Source organism: Pseudomonas sp. NFIX10 (assembly GCF_900111955.1).
Lineage (GTDB): Bacteria > Pseudomonadota > Gammaproteobacteria > Pseudomonadales > Pseudomonadaceae > Aquipseudomonas > Aquipseudomonas fluorescens_AA.
In genome coordinates, this window is record NZ_FOKH01000039.1 from 48,496 (window position 1) to 64,821 (window position 16,326).

A 16,326-nucleotide genomic window follows, 5' to 3' on the forward strand; every position below is an offset into this window, starting at 1 on the left:
GGCGATTGACTGCTTTTGGCCGGTTCCGGTCTTTCGCGACCGGCTACAATCGACCGAGGCAGTGTAAAAACGTTTTTGAGCACGACAGGTACTTAAAACTGGACTGAAAATCGCGCTTCTACGCGAAATCCACATCTGCTGACGTGCCGATAAATTTCAGATTTAACGTGGACGCGCACATTTCAATTTTGGCGAAGCGTTTTTACACACTCTGGACCCAAAGCGGCCCTTCGGTAGCGACTGTTTTCAGCCACTTAGGCCCTGTAAGGAAATGGATGTCGCAAACATCGAATGGAGCAAGCGAGCGAGGCCATGGCGGCATAACCTTCCGCGAGCTTGTCGAAGCGCGCCACGATTCGGCGGATCTCCTTCGGGTGTGAGTAAATTGACCCTGCGTAATGCATATTAGAGATTGTATGGAAAGTAGCCGAATAGCGATAAAGTATGGCAAAAATAGGTGATGAAGCGGAGTTCACTATTTGTAAATAATTGTCGAACCTGTTTAATCACAGCATGATCACCGTAAGGAAACTTTTCTTAAAAAGTCTAACACCAGGAGCATGAGACAGAGCAATGAAGTACATCGATATTCATTACCACGAGCCCGCCCTCGAAAATAATTACATCCTGATACTCACATCCAACGACAAGGAAAAGGATGCGCTTAACGACATTCTAAAGCACAAGGCAGAGCTGAGGCTTCAGATACCCAACCGAGGCTGCACCATCGGTACATTGGATAGAAGGCTAATAGTGCATTTGAGCGGCGCGAGCGGCGCATCGAAAGAGGGCTCTATCGCCAACGCCGCAGTCCGATTCATCGACGCTTACTCGAAGCCGAGCCTGATCATTCTGACCGGCATCTGTTGGGGTGCTCCCAATTTCACATCCATTGGTCAGACACTGGTATGCACCCATGTCTTGTCACTGAATGATATGGAAGTCACGCCTACTGGCACTCGTTACAGAAAGAGATCCTTCAATAGCAATACGGTGTTGGACGAAGATCAACTCGCCAGCGTGCCTTGTACCACTGCGACCATGGCGAGCCTGGAAACTCTGTACAAAAGCGATGCGGCCCGCGATGACTTGCTCGCACAGTACCCGGAGGTGAAAGCCGGAGAAATGGAGGCCTTCGGTTTTGTGCAAAGCGTCGGCCAAGTGCCGTGGGTCGTTGTCAAGACGGTATCGGATTACGGCGGCGACAGCTTCTCGGATATCGGGCAGAAAGAAATTGCTACTACGACAGCCCAGCGTCTGCCTATCATTATCGATTCGTTGTGCCAGTCGAATGGCTACAGCTTTGAAACTGCGTCTCCCGCTTACCTTCATCTATTCGACGCGATGATTGGCGACACCATTTCTCTACACGAACGAGATGTGAAAAAACTAGGCCTAAATGACATTCTAAACAACGAGTATGGCCCTCTACTGCTACGTAAACTGCACAACTACTGTTCTGAAATCGAATATGACAGTGAATTCCCTTATCTGATATGTGACGTTCTTCTCGAACTTGCCCAAAATGCCTTCAAGCACAATGGTTCTAAGACGCTGAGCATCTGCCTGAATGCCACATCGATTACGGTGGTGACCGACAACGACGTGTTCGATATGAACCAGCTAACTACAGGACGCGGAGGGGCGGAGGCCTGGAAGGATTTCTCCGGACGTTACATGGAAAATGGTGAAGTCTCCTATCGGGCCAAGAAAAATCAACACAGATTCTCGCTCCACCGAGTCGATAAGAACCTTCGAAAAGCCAAGGAAAACTGTGCTGTGACCATCAGGCGCGACACGATAGGCAGCGGATTCCGCGCGCCCAATGGCATTCTGGTATTTGAAACCACCTGCTCATCCATCTTCATCAGTACCGACGGTATCTTCATGCGCTCACGTGCATTTTCGATCATCGAAGACATCAAAAAACACCTTTCACAAGGTCTGGTGATCTACCTGTGCTGCCGTAATTCGGATGAAGCCCAGCGCTACAAAAGCGCAATTGAAGATAACACGGGGCAACTGAGAGTATTTACCGGCTAGATGGTGGCAATGGTTATTTCGCCAAACCCGGGGTTGGCATAACCATGCCGTGGTAGCCAAGAGTCTGCTTTTGGCCGACAGCTGCCGTTCATGAAGGGCAGCTATCGACCCAGGCCGGCCCCTCATGGCTGCTAACGCTTACCAGAACCAGTGACTGCAATCCGATGGTACTATCTTCAATCGTGAGCTTGAAAAGATTCCGCGTTTTTTGTGGAGCTTCGCAGGAACGCAATAATCTCGGTTCGACTACCAACGGCTGGTCATTAGACCAATCCAATGTAACTATTTCAATCGACCAACTGTCTGCCGCTTCGGTGGGCGACCGTAGAAAAGTAAGGATTTAGGATCTCGAAATGTTGAATCGAATACTCATTTATTTAGGGTTGTTGCGGGAAGAACGATCCCTTGCCGACACGATACTAAACACTCGAAGTGCTGTCTTCTTTGCGAAAATTATGGGTGTATGCGCTTTTATTTCGATTGGCTCGAATTACATCATGTGGGTGCACGCCGTCTTCGAAGATTTTGATTTAGGGAATTCGGCCATCAGGGAGTACCTGTCGTCAGACTATTATGGGAGCGCTATGCGGGATGAGGCGCGGCAGCTGGAGCGGTACAATAAGGGGGTGGCCGATTCGTTACCTCCACATTTGAGTTTCTATTTCCCTACTCTAGGTGTAATCGTCAAGCACGAGGTAAGTGTAGTGCCTGGAACAGGGCACAGGCCGGACGGCACTCCTCAGTACAAATTTGAAAATAAATTCAGAGTTTCGCTGAATTTCGTTCACCTCATATGGTTTGTTTTATTGATGAGCATGCTGCTGGTCTCTGGGCTATTATTTTTATCCCGTCGCTCACCTGCGGCGCTGATCCGACTCGAGGAGCTAGAGCTTAAGAATCATTTTTCACCGAGAGAACGATTGCCGCCTACCCGTGAAATGCTTGGAGTTGATAACCGGCTCGCTCTTATCTTCAAACGATTTAACGCTTTTGTGGTGTCCCTGAATTCCCGTCAACGCGGAAAACCATCTTTTGAGGTTAACGATGAGTACGATGTTCAGGACCTCATGCTACCTATGCTGCAAATGGAGTTCGGAATCGTCAAGCGTGAAGTCTGGGGCCCGGATATCGCCGGGTCAGCTTCCAGGGTGGACTTTCAGCTCGTCAACGAAGGAGTGCTTATTGAAATAAAGAAGACACGAGGGAGTTTGTCAGATCGAGAACTATCGAATGAGCTCATCGTTGATGTTATTCGATATTCAGCTTATGAGCACATCAATAAGATTGTATTTTTTATCTATGATCCCGAGACTCGGATCCGGGATCCATTAGTCCTGTTGACAGATATCGAAAAACTGCGCGACAAAGTTGATGTGAAAGTTTTTATATCGCCACGGTGGTATGAATAGTCCGATGGTAATAGAGTCCGAATGGCGGTATCAGAGTATGACGTAACCGGAGTAGTTGGTTACCAGACAATTCCTCAATTATGCAGTAACTCACAAATTATGACGCTACTGAAGCTGGAATTGTGCCGCGTCCGGGGATGAACTGGATAGAGATATCTAAGTGTGACCGAAGACTCAATGTGCGGGGCCCATTAAGGTAGGAGCCGAGTCAATGACTTTTGTGGCTGTAAATGCTTGCGTAGTTCGTGGTTACCTGATCCAGCGCAGCGATTGTTGAAAGCGTCTGCGGTCTCTGCAGCCTGTAGAGAGCATCATAAATCACCTTGGATGCGATCATGGGGGCATGCGCGGCCCAGCGTCCGCTCCTGGCCGAAAACAGTCAGTCATGACCGCCTGCTTTCGATCCAAAAGGGGCCTACTGTATACACTCATAAGAGCGAAATTCATCCACCAATCAATCTTCAAATCAACCGATCCACAACCCTCGCATTCCACAACTCCCGATACCGCTCCCGCCAGCCCGGACTCCCCTTATCCAACCACTCCAACGTCGCCTCGATACTCTCAGGGCTGATCATGAAGTGATTGATATGCTCCTCGATCCGCTCTTCCGATAAATGCAACGAATCCAAATAGCCATTGAAAGAATCCGCCAGCACCACATACTCATCGCCCTGCTGACGGCGCCCGGTCCAGGCCGGTAAGCCCGCCACCATCGCCGCCACGTCCTGGCGCCCTTCGCGCAAATCCAGCAGTAGGATACTCGCGCCGCCGTCGCGACCGATCGGCAGCAATCCCGTCGCGGGGAAGCCGGGCTGAGCCCGCAGTTGCTCCAGTTCGAAGGGGTTGGATTCATACTCTTTGTCCGGGTCCAGCCCGTACAGTGAAAAGCTGAGCAACTCCTCATCGCCATTGGCGAGCGTGGCCAGCACATCGTATTCCAAGTAGGCGCCGTTGCAGGTTTTCAGGAACTGGCGATAGTCGTCCGGCAAGCGGGCACCCAGGCTGGCTTCCAGTTGCGCGATAGCAAGGTCGGTGGCGCCTTCACGGGTGTGTTCGAGGATGAGTCCGCGGTAGTCAGTCATTGTTGTCTCGAAAAGGTATTGGGACACTAGAGGTCTTGAAACACACCGCGTCGCACAATCAGTCCGACGCATCGATAACAAGCGGCAAGTGCTGCGCTCACTCGCTGGCCAGATGTCTCTCGATCAGCCTCGCTGCCTCATCTGCGTGAGTAAAGCCCAGGCTGTGATCGGCGCCAGGGAAAACGTGCAGTTCAGCGCGGGGCAACAGTTGGGCAAGGTACTGGCCGACGCGAACGGGGCTGATCGGATCAGCGTCGCCCCAGAGCAGCAGGACCGGCATGCGCAGCTCGACCAAGCGGGATGTGAGGTCGGTGCGGTCGTCGAGAAACCAACTCGGCAGTGTCAAGTTGGCCGCCGCAAAATCCGGGCGCCAGTCGTACGCGCCCAGCGCCGACATGTCCACCCCGCCCGAGGTGACGGTCAGCACCAGGTGGGTGATCCGCTCAGGGCGTTCAAGTGCTGCGAGCACCGCGACGATACCGCCCATGGATTGCGCCACAAGCGCTGTGGGTTGGTCGATCTCGGCCAGCACACGCGCCACCAGGTCATTCATGCCGGTCACGCCAGGCATGGGCGGTGTGTCTCCAAAGCCGGGCCAGCCGATATGAACTGGCTGCGCCAGGTGGGCCAAGCGCTCAGCCACCGGATGCCAGAATTGGGTGTTGCCTGAGGCGCCGGGCAAGAAGATGAGTTTGGCGGGGGATGCGGTCACGGGTTCGTCCTTGAAAATGGAATTGAAAGAGTCAGCAGGAGGCCAAAGGGATACCGCCAGGTTCAATGACCGGTTCCAGCTTCACACCACACTCGCCCGATGCAGACTGCTCATATGCCCAACGCCCGCCGCCTTCAAACGGCTCACCAGATCCTCCCGAGCCGCTCGTCCACCGGAACGGACATACTCCAGCTCCGCCGCGGTGATCAATACCACCGGCACCAATCTGACCGGGGACAAGGGCATGTCATCCAGTTGGGTAGGGAAATCCGGTGCCGGGGCGCCGAGCAGAACGCCGGTGGAGTCGTCATCGGTCACGAAGAGTTTGGGCAGTTGATCGCTCATGTGGTGCGATTGGCTCAGCCCGGGAAGTTCAAGGGATAGCGCCCCGTGCTGGTCGAGTTGGTGGGTGATGCCGCCCGCGTCGGCCACCGTTTTGGCAACGTGTTCCAACAATTCGAATGCCCAACTGCGTTTGAAAGGATCGACCTCTCCCACCGGGCCATAAGCGTGCTCGGGGATATCCGCGGTTTCGACGAACAATTCCATTTCGAAGCCGTTGCCCATTCCTTCCGTATCATCAAATGGATCGGACAGGCCTTCAGTGGCGAGAATGATCGCGTCGTCACGGCGAACCACGCGGTAGGCCTGGCGGGTCGAGGGCCAGTACGGGCCGCCGGAGAAGGTCGGACTGATCAGGTAGGCAAGGACATCCCGCTCGACCGTGCCGACAGCGCTCCAATGACGGTCCAGGCACGCTGCGCCGGCTTCCCGGACGGCCAGATTGGCTGCTTCAGCCTCGGTCAGGTCGCCAAGCTCGTGGGACTGCGGCGCGGGCTGGTCGTTTTGGGTTTCAGGGGTTTTCGATGAACCGAAGAGCTTCTTGAAGAAATTCATGGACGTTCCTATCCGAAAATTGCAGTTGATCTAGGCTCAGTCACCATGCCTGGATCGATTTCAAAAGGATGAATATGACATTGACGGTCGAAAGTTTGCTCAGCATAGCAATGACCAATCCAATCAACGCGCAAATCACTTCGCGCTTGCCTTCACTCGGTTTGAATCAATGCATGCTCACGGCTGGCTGCCTGTTCCAAGCCGTCTGGAATCATCAGTCGCAGCGCCCACCCGCTTGGGGCGTGAAGGACTACGACGTTTTTTACTTCGACCCCGACCTGTCTTGGGAGGCCGAGAATGAAGTGATCAGCGCCGCCCAGCGTCTGTTTCAGGACCTCGACGTCAACATCGAGATCAAGAACCAGGCGCGCGTCCACCTTTGGTACGGCCAGCGGTTTGGCAAGCCGTATCCTCAGCTACAGTCGGCCAAGGATGGCATTGATCGTTACTTGATTGCGGGTACGTGTATTGGGCTGGATGTTGAAACCGGTGAGGTCTATGCGCCCTATGGCCTGGACGACGTAGAGCAAGGCGTCCTTCGCATGAATCCAAGAAATCCCCAGCCGGACTTGTTCGATGAGAAGGCGAAAAGTTATCAGGCTCGCTGGCCTTGGCTGAGGATAGTGGATGACCTTCGCTGATCCGACTCACTCCAGGAACGAAGCCGACTTGAGCAAATCGTAAAGCCCCTCAGGCACCAGCGGCGTCAGAGCCGTGAAACAGGCACTGGAACACCACGTAGCCCTGAACGATGCGCCATCGCTCTCAAAGCCTTCCAGCCAGGTTTTTTCGTAAAGATCGGCGTCGTCAAATGTTGCATCGTAGACTTGGACGATCTCGTGCCCAGGTTTGCCGGCGTAGGTAAAAATGCTTTCCAAGGTGCCAATCAACCGAAGGTCACTGATTGATGCGCCCAGCTCTTCTTGCACTTCTCGGATGATGGCATCGCGACTTCTTTCGCCGAATTCGATGCCGCCACCAATTGGACGAAAAAGCGTCTGGTTTTTATTGGCATCGTAGAACTGGTTGACCAGTATTTTTCCGTGATGATGAAAAATGCAAAGCACGAGTGGGCGAATGCGTTGTGCCGACACGAATAGAACTTCCTTTTTGATTTAATGATGAACAACGTCCTGCAGAACCCTGTATCAGGGTAAAAAACCCTATCAACTCAACCTTGACTCATCGTTCCCGAAAAACTCGCCTCCACCGGCCCGATAAGAAAGACCGCGCCCACGCCATCCCATTGCACCGTCACGCTGCCGCCATCACATTCAACCTCGACGGTGCTGTCCAACAAACCACGACGAATCCCATTGACAACCGCACCGCACGAACAGGACCCCGACCCCAGTGCAATACCCGCCCCGCGCTCCCAGATGCGCAACCGAATATGCGTGCGATCAATGATCTGGACAAAATGAACGTTGGTCTTAAGCGGAAACAGCACGTTGGTTTCGATGGCCGGTCCGATCGTCGCGATATCAATACTAGCCAGGTCATCGACAAAATAGGTGCAGTGGGGATTTCCCATGCTGCAGGCGGCTGGACTGCCAGCAAGTGGCAGGGTGGCGGTGTCCAGTTCCTGCGCCAAGGGAATGTCCGACCAGCCGAAAAGCGGCACGCCCATGTCGACGGAAATGTCGCCGGTGGGGGTACGTTCACAGGTAAGCAAACCACGGTTAGTGCGCAGCATCAGCGCAGTTACATTGGCTTCGCGCATGAGCAGGTCCGCCGCACCTCGTGTCGCGCTGCCACAAACGTCCAGCGCGGAGCCATCCGCGTTCCAGAACATCACCCGCGCAGCGGCATCGTCGCAATCGAGCAACACCGCGAGTTGGTTGAAGCCTATGCCCCGGTTCCGATTCCCCATCCGTTGCGCCATGGCACTCGTCATCGCACTAGCCGAATTTCGCGAATCGACAATCACGAAGTCATCGCCATTGGCATGCATCTTATGAAAGCTCAGTGGCATACAAACGCTCTGCTGGAGATGAGTGACGGTTGCATGTGCTCTTCCTTGTTACTTGTTGTTGACGAGGTGCGAGGACCGATGCCCCCGACGATGGCCGTTCGATTGAGGTTGGCGGCTCTCAGATACTCCCCGCCCTTTCATTAACGACGGGTTTTCTCTCAAGCCACGCCTCACGCGTCATCTCCCAGACCTCTTTAAGCAGACGTCCACAGACAAAGTCTCCCTGCTGAGTCCCGATCATGCGCATGCCTTCGCGCTCCGAAACCCTGCGCGAAGCGAGGTTGCCCACCGCCTTGGGCACTTGCATGACGGGGCGTCCCAAGGTTTCAAACCAATAGGCGTTGATCGCCTCGCACGCTTCGCGCATGTAACCCTTTCCCTGCCATTGCGGCGCCAGCCAGAAACCTCGGTTGTTGCCAGGCTGATCGTAGAGGCTGATGCTGCCGATGCTCTGTGCCGGATCGTCGGCAATACGGATCATCCAGTGCCACTCGCGCCCAGCGGCGACAGCGGGGAACACTTGGTCGCGCACGTACGTCAGCGCGCCGTCATCCGGGTAGGGCCAGGGCACGCGACGGTCCAGGTAACGGACCACTTCCCAGTGTGGGAATAACTGTTGAATCGCCGGAGCATCCGTCAGTTCAAGGGGTGTGAGGATGAGGCGACGGGTTTGGAATGTGGGGATGGTTTGCATCATGAAAGTCCTTTTCAAACATCATGGTGTCCTTGAAAAACAACCCACTCCAGCGCTGTCCTCAATCCAGACGGCGACACAGATAGGCTTGGGTTTGATAAGGGAAATCAATCGTTTCACGCCCCCTCAAGGAGGGATGCGTGTCGATAAGATGCTGCAACTGATCACTCACCTTGGCCTTTTCGGCGGCAGGCAAGGCGGCGATGAAACTCACCGACAGAAACCGGTCCATGATGACTTCCCTGGCGCTTCCTGAATGTGTGTATCGAAAGCAGGTCGGTTCAGGAGTCGAAAAATAGTTGCCTGTGAAGGGTAACCGCCACGACCCGGTATGAAAACGCGGGGTATCGCCTTCGTATGGAGTGATGATATCAGTGATAGCGGCCACCCAGTCCACCGACTCATCACGTACGTTCCAGATCAGGCCCAATCGGCCATTCGCCCTGAGTACTCGGTGAATCTCGGCAAGCGCTTTTTCATTTGCAAACCAGTGGAAGGCCTGAGCACACACCACTGCTTGTGCCATTCCAGATTCGAACGGGATACTTTCTGCCGTCCCCTCCACAATCCTGACGTCCGGCAGGCTTTGGGCAAACTCGGCACGCATGGCCTCAACCGGTTCGACCGCAATGACATCGAGCGCCATGGACTTCAACAATCGAGTGAATTTTCCTGTGCCGGCCCCTAGATCGATAACCGCCGATCCCGGAAGAAGATCCAATTCTTGTTTAAGCCAGGCACTCAGTTCACTTGGATAGTTCGGGCGCCCCTTGGCATAAGTGTGGGCTTGGGATGAGTATCCAACCTGGGCAGCCTTTTGAATGTTTGCCATGAGCAACGACCCTCATTGTAAATGTTGCATTAGCTGGGCTGGCCCCTGGATGGAAGGGGAGAATTATCGCCTAGCCGTTTTCCGCATCTTCAACTGTCTTTCTGAGGCCTTTCGAAGCCACCACTTTGTATGCACCGGTACCAGCCTCTTTCATCGTTTTACCCCCTTTGTTCCTTGTATACCAGGTGCTGGCCACGTCGATTGGTTGGCGGCAGCGGGGCTCATACTGTGGCAAGTAGGCGATTGGCCGGCGTAGCCAGGTTATCTGTGTCGCCTTCCTGTGAGTGCTTCGCACTCAAGCGGAAGCAAGCGCCCTCGTCACGGATTCACACCCTAAAGATCAGCGCAGGATCAATGCCGCCGCTACCGCTATCACACTGATCGAACCCACTCGCCATGCCATGGGTCTGCTCCTGTATGTCCTCTTTGGAATCTGCTCCTATGTCCCCATACCAAAGCCTCGTTTTCCTGGCACGAGGTGGCTACGCCGCTCGAGGCGTTATTTACCTGATCATGGGTATCTTCGCCCTGCTGGCGGCTCGCGACTCAAGCAACCCGAAAGACAGCCACAGCAGCCTGGAAACGCTGTTGAGCCAGCCCTTCGGCCACGCCCTGGTGGGTCTGGTGGTGATGGGCCTGCTCGCCTTCGCCGGATGGCGCGTGTTGCAGGCCACGCGCGATGTCGATCATCACGGCAAGGCACTCAAGGGCCTGGTGATCCGCGCAGGCTTGTTGGCGGGCGGGCTCATCAACGGCGCGCTGGCGTTCTTCGCGTTGAGCCTGCTCGTCAGCGGGCTGAAAAGCTCCGGCGGCTCCGGTGGCGGACAGACCCAGGACCTGCTGGCACGCCTGCTGTCCTGGGACCATTCGAACCTGCTGATCTACCTCATCGCCCTGGTGCCATTGGGGGTGGGCATCGCTCACATCATCAAGGGGTGGAAAGCGACGTTCGAGAAGTACTTTGAAGCGGACGAAGACGTCATGCGCTATGTGCGTCCGGTATCGCGCTTCGGTCTGATCGCCCGTGGCGTCGTCTTCATTGAAATCGCCCTGCTGCTGAGCATCAGCGGCTCGACCTACAAGGCCATGGACCCACCCGGCATGAAAGACGCCCTCGACGCGCTGCAGAACCTGCCGGCTGGCGGTGTGCTCTTGATGGCGATGGCGCTGGGTCTGATCGCTTTTTCGGCCTACAGCTTTGCCGAAGCGGCCTGGCGCAAGATCAACATGGATGTGCCCGGCATTTCGCAAACGTAGCGCTTACTGCCCAGGTTTTACGCGATGCATAAGGTCGTTCAACACGTAGGTGTCCAGGAAGGCCTGTACCTTGGTGACCTGACCGTCCTTGAAGGTCATATGCCACATGTAGGTGTTGCGGTAAGGCTTGCGATCCAAGGCCGTTGCCTCACCGTTCCACAGCACCACCACGACATCGTCTTTGGCAACAATGCTTTGGACGGTGGGGGAAATAGGCGTCGCCAGCCGAGCACTGATCGGGCGTACGGCTTGTTCCATGAAATCTGCCTTGCTGTTGTACACGCCCGATACAGGACTGGATCCGGCAACAATCCATGTGGCGTTGGGCGCCAATAGATCGAACACGGTGCCTTTGCCTTGCTGCCAGTTCGTGAATGCTTGACGCAGCCGATCTGCATTGGCGTTTTCCGACGCCCAGACTGGGCTCGTTGAAAGGGCCAGAGACAGTGCGACAGCTATAGGGCGCAAAGCCGAACTCATCCAAGTGGTCATGATTGTTCTCCCAACAATGCAGTTGATAAAAAGTCGTTGGAAGGAAACCTTAACGGCAGGCGCTGGGATCCTGTTGCTCGATACTGTTGCGAATTTGCCTGATGCTGTCTGGGGATGCGTCCTGGTGCGATTGGAGGTCGCACACAGCGTTGCCGACCTCCAGACAGCTATCCGCCGATTCATCGAAGCCCCCAACGAGTTCTCAGCCAAATCCATGAAATAACCGCTGTCCTTTGGAACGTTTCTTCCGCCACCGCCACTCAGGGTGAGGATGTCGCCGCTCATAGCGTCCAGATCGAGATGTGTCGGGGCGGGGGAATGAATGATGGTGGGTGGCCGTGTAGGCCACCGGAATCATTTGCATTCTTCTATCTGCCGATCACCAGAGGGTAATGCCATGGATAAAATCAATGTAAGCGCAAACCGCGAGCTGACTCGTGTACCTGATGAGCTACAGCACAATGCAGCGCAACAGGTTTCCCACGCTCCCAACCTTACTCCTGTCGGGTCAGCGATGAGCATGCGGCTTCAGGCACATTTCGAGCCCCACCTCGAAATAGATACTGACTCCGGTCAAGTCCTTGCCCCTGCCTCAAGCACCCACAACACGGAGCTGAACGCCATTCGCGATGACCGTGCTCAACGGTTAGAGGCGCAGGGCTATAACGTCCATGACATGGAGAAGGCGGAAAAAAACGCAGCCAGAGCCGACAGACTGTTTGCGTCAATAAAGTCAGCGATGGGGGGGACGCCCTTTGCGGCGCTTACCGAGGCAGGTAATTTCAATCCGTCCATGCTCCAGGTAGGAGGCCTGCATTCCAATACAGTACGCGAAGCGGCTATAGAGAACGCGATGTCATGCTTGTATGCCGGTATGGCTGATGCTGCCGGCAACAAGATGATTGCAGGCTTCAAGCCTGGTTATTACCTTAAGCCTGATAGCAACACACTGCACCCGGCGCTTCAAACATCCGTGGCGGAAAAACTGATGGCATTGGACAGAGGTCCATTGCTGAACGCCTTTGACGAAGCCAATAAGTGGCTGACCGGGTTTGCCGTACGTAATACTTTAATGTATGCAACGTCGCTTGCCCTGACGGCGGCTGACCGACAGAGTCTGGATGCAATCCTGCAGCCCGCGCTACGCCCAGTCACGGCTATCCTCGTGGGTGTGGCAATTGAGCATTACAATGTGAGCCTCGACCGCACGAACCATATAGCTGATCCTGCAATGCTCTATGGTCGTCGAGATGCTGTACCGGAGGGGCAGCCGCATAAGCCTGTCGATCAAGAGACCGAATGGCTGGATGACTTCAAGACTTTAAAGGATCTCGATGCCACTGCCCTGGTTAAGATGGTCTCCGCGCGACTTGGTGAAGGCTCGGCTACGGCTCTGAATTCGATCATCAGCGGCGAGGCACTGAAAGAGATGCTAGACCCGGTCAGCGTTCTAGGAAATGGCCTCCTGATTGGGGGGTTTTCTGCGATGGGCGCGGCTACAGCCGCCACAGCCAATTTGGCCAGCTCCAGCCAGCTGGGAAGCATGGCGACTACCGCAGTCAGGGAGGGTGTAAGAAACGTATTGGGTACTCTGGCTTTCGGGCTGTGGGCAGCTGGCGCCTCCCTAGGTGGGTCATTACCGAAAAAAGCCACCGCTGCTGTCGATGCCCATGTACCAAAAGCAGTAGAAGGGAGCGCAGATGCAGTTGGCAGAGTGGCGGTCAAGGGAGGTGAGCTTGCACTCAAGACATCGCTCGCCGGCGCCAGGTTTACCAAAGAGGTAGCTGTTTCAGGGGCCAACCACACCAAAAATGCAGTTCAAGCGGCAGGGGATGGAGTCATCAGCGCCGCGAGCGCCATTGGTTCCACCTCCCAATCGGCTTGGGACAAAAGCATTGGAGCTCTGAGACAACGTGCGGTGGGCTCCTCTCAAGGCCAAGCCGTTCAAGGTCAGAACATACCCATGCAGCCGCTCGCAGCTCCGCAGACCCAAGCAACGTCCTCAGCGCCCCCGCGTCCCCCTGCTCAGGATGGTAGCGATATCGTGTAAGTTCCGCTGGGGGCCTGCAGCACCCGAAGGAAAGCACGAATATGGACTGCCCCAGCTTGGCGCGAAGTATGGTCCTCCGGCCCCATATCGCTCTTTTCCAGACGCCAGAAACCACAAACCCCCGACTTTCTCTAGGAAAATCAGGGGTTTGTGTTTGCAGAATGTGGCGGTGAAGGAGAGATTCGAAAGCACCCGATCGGCAATTTCAGCGAGTGAGGCGCCGGTTTATAAGGGTTTCAGGTCGATAGTTTGCGCGCAAACGTTCCCATGGCAATCCCATGGAATCTGTGCGGCACCAGGAGGCACGGTTGCGTAATCGGACTATTGCGTTTTTGGGGAGCAGCGTCGGCAGTGGGTAACTTTGGTAACTCACCCCGGGGATTTGCCTGCAAAGCCTGGTCCCGTTGGGGGACGTAGGCTCGATACAAGGTGATTTTCTTGTAATGTAAAAGAAAGGTAATTACTTTTAGAAAAGCAATCTTCAACTTAAAGAATCCATTATAAATCAATAAGTTAAATCAATATTATTTTTCAATCACTCTAAATTTCTTTCTGAAGTAATTCATCGAAACCAATCAATGCGGGGCTTTCAGCGTTGCTACGGTGTCAGGATTCGCGCATTACTTTTTTCCGACTGCGTTCCTGTGATCCGGAGCCTGGGAGGATCTGCACCAAGCGAACGAATCGCGCTGTCGTGAACGTATCAGACCTACCTACCCTTCGCAGGGATTCGCAGGCTCTATACTCCCACATTCCACCAGCCGAATGCTCAGCCACACTTGTGCTAAGCAAGGCGCAGCCATGAAGAAAAAAAGACCTATTTAGCCCGTAGGCGTGGTGGGGGGATGACGGCGCGCGCCAAGTCTGATAATGCCAATCCCTTGGCAATCCGCTAGCTGAAAAAATACCCGCATAGAAGCTCGTTTTAGGTTGAACGGTCTATAGCACTGAGAACCGCAAAAAAAATGCAGACATTAAACTAAGGATTGACGTGACCAGTTGATTTCATTCTTAATCCTAGCTCTAGGGACTCGCGAGCATAAGGATGACCATGCGCATCTCCAGACCAGACACAGTGGCAGACGATTCTATAGATCGCATCATTTCCTTAGGCGATGGTTTACCATCGATACCGGAACGATTGCTACTCGCACATGCCCGCGGAGAGGTCCTTTTCATAGCTGGAGCAGGTGTATCAATGCCCGCTAACCTTCCGGACTTTCGTAAACTTGTAATCAATGTTTATGAAAAGCTGGATGGTGCTATTCATACAATAATCTCAGCTCACAACGATAAAGACCCAGAGCCAAGCCTCAATAGTCTTAGCAACCAACAAGCAGCAGAAGTTAAACGATTCTTCATGCGAGACTACGACGTTGTGCTGGGCATGTTAGAACGTCGCATGGATAGACAACCCAGCACTAATAGTCAAGTTAGGAAAACTATTGCTGAGTTATTGAGAAAAGCGGGGCGCCAACCAGCTCCTATACATAAAGCTCTTATGCGCCTGGCTGATCGTGGTGGCGTTACAACGATAATAACCACCAACTTTGACCTTTTGCTGCAACGTGCAGTTCCTGGAACACCAAAAATAAAAATCCCAACGTACGCACTAGGCGCAATTCCTCGACCAGGAAGGAGCATAGACTTTTCTGGCGTTCTTCATATCCACGGCGCCTTAGAGCGCGACGAAGATAGGTATTCTGATTTAATTGTTACCGACCACGATTTCGGAGAGTTTTATCTCAGACGCCGCAGTGTTCCTGACTTTATTTATGATGCAGCCCGACTATTTCATCTCGTGCTCATTGGTTACAGCGCTAATGACCCTCCAATGCGCTACCTTCTCAATGCAGTTGCAGCAGATGGTGTCAGGTTTGATGATCTTAAAGAGAGATTTACTTTCGTGGGATTGGATAAACCAGATCCTATTGCAGATGAGGATTGGAAAGGCCGTGGAATAACTCCTATCAGCTACGACAGCAAGAACCACCACGCCATTTTACTGAAGACCCTTCAACGATGGGCGGTTTTATCTGCGGTCAACGGAAATATAAAGCTGGTCGATAATGAAATTAAGCGAATAGTTAAAAAAAATAGAAGCTTAACAACTGATTCAGACCGAGACCTTTTTGACCACCTTATTCGCCGCAGCAGTGATAGCGAAAGAGTTAGACTTTCTTCCTATGCTGCAAAGTGCGGAGCCGACAATGGATGGCTAGATGCAATTATTGCCGTATGCGCAGAGAAAATGCGAGGCGTATCACTATGAGCGGAATACTCCTTAGTTTAAATGACCAGGAGCGAAACACAGCACGCACCATAACCGCCTTCTTGAGTGGGAGATTATGTAGCAGAGAATCAATTGAGTGGGCGCTCACCTCTTCCGCACATGAAATAGTTAAGCGCGCCGCCATCAATGAACTTCTATCGCTGCGTGAAGGCATCGCTTTAAAAGAACCGTGGTTATCTGCGTGGCGAATGATCGAGGAATATTGGAAAGCTCCTAGTAAAACGAACAACTCCATTGACATTGTCTAGTCCTGAAATAGGTTTACACCTGTTTCACCCTAACGCCCGATGCACCGCATCGGGCGTTTTGTATTTCAAAGACAGGTGAGGTCGCTCGCCGTTATAGATCGATATCGACTCACTCACCATCTTCTTCGCTTGCAGCAAACCCTGCGGTCGCTGGAGCATAAGCTCTGTCTTTAGTATCCCGTTGACCCGCTCTGCCAAGGCGTTTTGGTAGCAGTCATAGCCGTCCGTCATTGAACATCGAATACCGTATTTCGCGTGCAGCGCTTGGTACATCCCCGAGCAATATTGGATACCTCTATCTGAGTGATGCACCAACGGCTGCTCTGTCCGACGGTGCTT

General features: G+C 53.7%; 14 protein-coding genes and 1 pseudogene. 6 read left to right on the forward strand and 9 right to left on the reverse strand.

Translation table 11 applies throughout. The annotated features are described in order from the left end of the window. Nucleotides 1-573: 573 nt before the first annotated feature. Nucleotides 574-2,043: a 5'-methylthioadenosine/S-adenosylhomocysteine nucleosidase family protein gene (locus BM321_RS26450; RefSeq protein WP_092445786.1), complete on the forward strand. Its 1,470-nt coding sequence runs from the start codon at nt 574-576 to the stop codon at nt 2,041-2,043. 353 nt (nt 2,044-2,396) lie between these two features. Further along, nucleotides 2,397-3,452: a PD-(D/E)XK nuclease domain-containing protein gene (locus BM321_RS26455; protein WP_092445788.1), complete on the forward strand. Its 1,056-nt coding sequence runs from the start codon at nt 2,397-2,399 to the stop codon at nt 3,450-3,452. A 461-nt stretch (nt 3,453-3,913) separates the two neighbouring features. Here BM321_RS26455 and BM321_RS26460 read toward each other — a convergent pair whose 3' ends face one another. The 3 genes from BM321_RS26460 to BM321_RS26470 form a co-directional block, all read right to left on the reverse strand. Beyond that, complete coding sequence (locus BM321_RS26460) at nt 3,914-4,537, reverse strand: SMI1/KNR4 family protein (protein ID WP_092445790.1); 624 nt, start codon at nt 4,535-4,537, stop codon at nt 3,914-3,916. A 97-nt stretch (nt 4,538-4,634) separates the two neighbouring features. After that, nucleotides 4,635-5,315, reverse strand: coding sequence for an alpha/beta fold hydrolase (locus BM321_RS26465; protein ID WP_256573497.1), 681 nt, complete (start codon nt 5,313-5,315; stop codon nt 4,635-4,637). Nucleotides 5,316-5,330: 15 nt separating this feature from the next. Beyond that, a complete protein-coding gene (locus BM321_RS26470) occupies nt 5,331-6,146 on the reverse strand; it encodes a suppressor of fused domain protein (protein ID WP_092445792.1) in 816 nt (271 codons plus the stop codon). Between the two features lie 74 nt (nt 6,147-6,220). Here BM321_RS26470 and BM321_RS26475 point away from each other — a divergent pair, with 74 nt between their 5' ends. Further along, nucleotides 6,221-6,787 (forward strand): nucleotidyltransferase family protein, encoded by a 567-nt coding sequence (locus BM321_RS26475; RefSeq protein ID WP_092445794.1) that lies wholly within the window; start codon nt 6,221-6,223, stop codon nt 6,785-6,787. 6 nt (nt 6,788-6,793) lie between these two features. On the opposite strand, the gene BM321_RS26480 is transcribed toward BM321_RS26475, so the two are convergent. From BM321_RS26480 to BM321_RS26495, 4 genes are all read right to left on the reverse strand, one after another. Continuing rightward, nucleotides 6,794-7,240: an NUDIX hydrolase gene (locus tag BM321_RS26480; protein WP_092445795.1), complete on the reverse strand. Its 447-nt coding sequence runs from the start codon at nt 7,238-7,240 to the stop codon at nt 6,794-6,796. Between the two features lie 77 nt (nt 7,241-7,317). Beyond that, complete coding sequence (dapF, locus tag BM321_RS26485) at nt 7,318-8,121, reverse strand: diaminopimelate epimerase (protein WP_092445797.1); 804 nt, start codon at nt 8,119-8,121, stop codon at nt 7,318-7,320. 118 nt (nt 8,122-8,239) lie between these two features. Beyond that, on the reverse strand, nt 8,240-8,815 hold the full coding sequence (locus BM321_RS26490; RefSeq protein WP_092445799.1) for a GNAT family N-acetyltransferase: 576 nt from the start codon (nt 8,813-8,815) through the stop codon (nt 8,240-8,242). Nucleotides 8,816-8,876: 61 nt separating this feature from the next. After that, nucleotides 8,877-9,647 (reverse strand): class I SAM-dependent methyltransferase, encoded by a 771-nt coding sequence (locus BM321_RS26495; protein ID WP_092445801.1) that lies wholly within the window; start codon nt 9,645-9,647, stop codon nt 8,877-8,879. A 441-nt stretch (nt 9,648-10,088) separates the two neighbouring features. Between BM321_RS26495 and BM321_RS26500 the strand changes: the two genes are divergently transcribed. Beyond that, the gene (locus BM321_RS26500) at nt 10,089-10,904 is read left to right on the forward strand and encodes a DUF1206 domain-containing protein (RefSeq protein ID WP_092332447.1); all 816 of its coding nucleotides are present in this window, start codon (nt 10,089-10,091) and stop codon (nt 10,902-10,904) included. Between the two features lie 3 nt (nt 10,905-10,907). Here the strand turns inward: BM321_RS26500 and BM321_RS26505 are convergent, their stop codons facing one another. Beyond that, the gene (locus BM321_RS26505) at nt 10,908-11,396 is read right to left on the reverse strand and encodes a nuclear transport factor 2 family protein (RefSeq protein ID WP_256573498.1); all 489 of its coding nucleotides are present in this window, start codon (nt 11,394-11,396) and stop codon (nt 10,908-10,910) included. Between the two features lie 397 nt (nt 11,397-11,793). On the opposite strand from BM321_RS26505, the gene BM321_RS26515 reads away from it, so the two are divergent. Together BM321_RS26515 and BM321_RS26520 are read left to right on the forward strand one after the other, a co-directional pair. After that, nucleotides 11,794-13,446, forward strand: coding sequence for a RopAA-2 (locus BM321_RS26515; protein WP_092445805.1), 1,653 nt, complete (start codon nt 11,794-11,796; stop codon nt 13,444-13,446). A 1,198-nt stretch (nt 13,447-14,644) separates the two neighbouring features. Further along, nucleotides 14,645-15,718, forward strand: coding sequence for an SIR2 family protein (locus BM321_RS26520; RefSeq protein WP_175535177.1), 1,074 nt, complete (start codon nt 14,645-14,647; stop codon nt 15,716-15,718). 265 nt (nt 15,719-15,983) lie between these two features. Here the strand turns inward: BM321_RS26520 and BM321_RS26525 are convergent. Then, nucleotides 15,984-16,326 (reverse strand): annotated as a pseudogene (locus BM321_RS26525) (transposase); the annotation flags it as partial.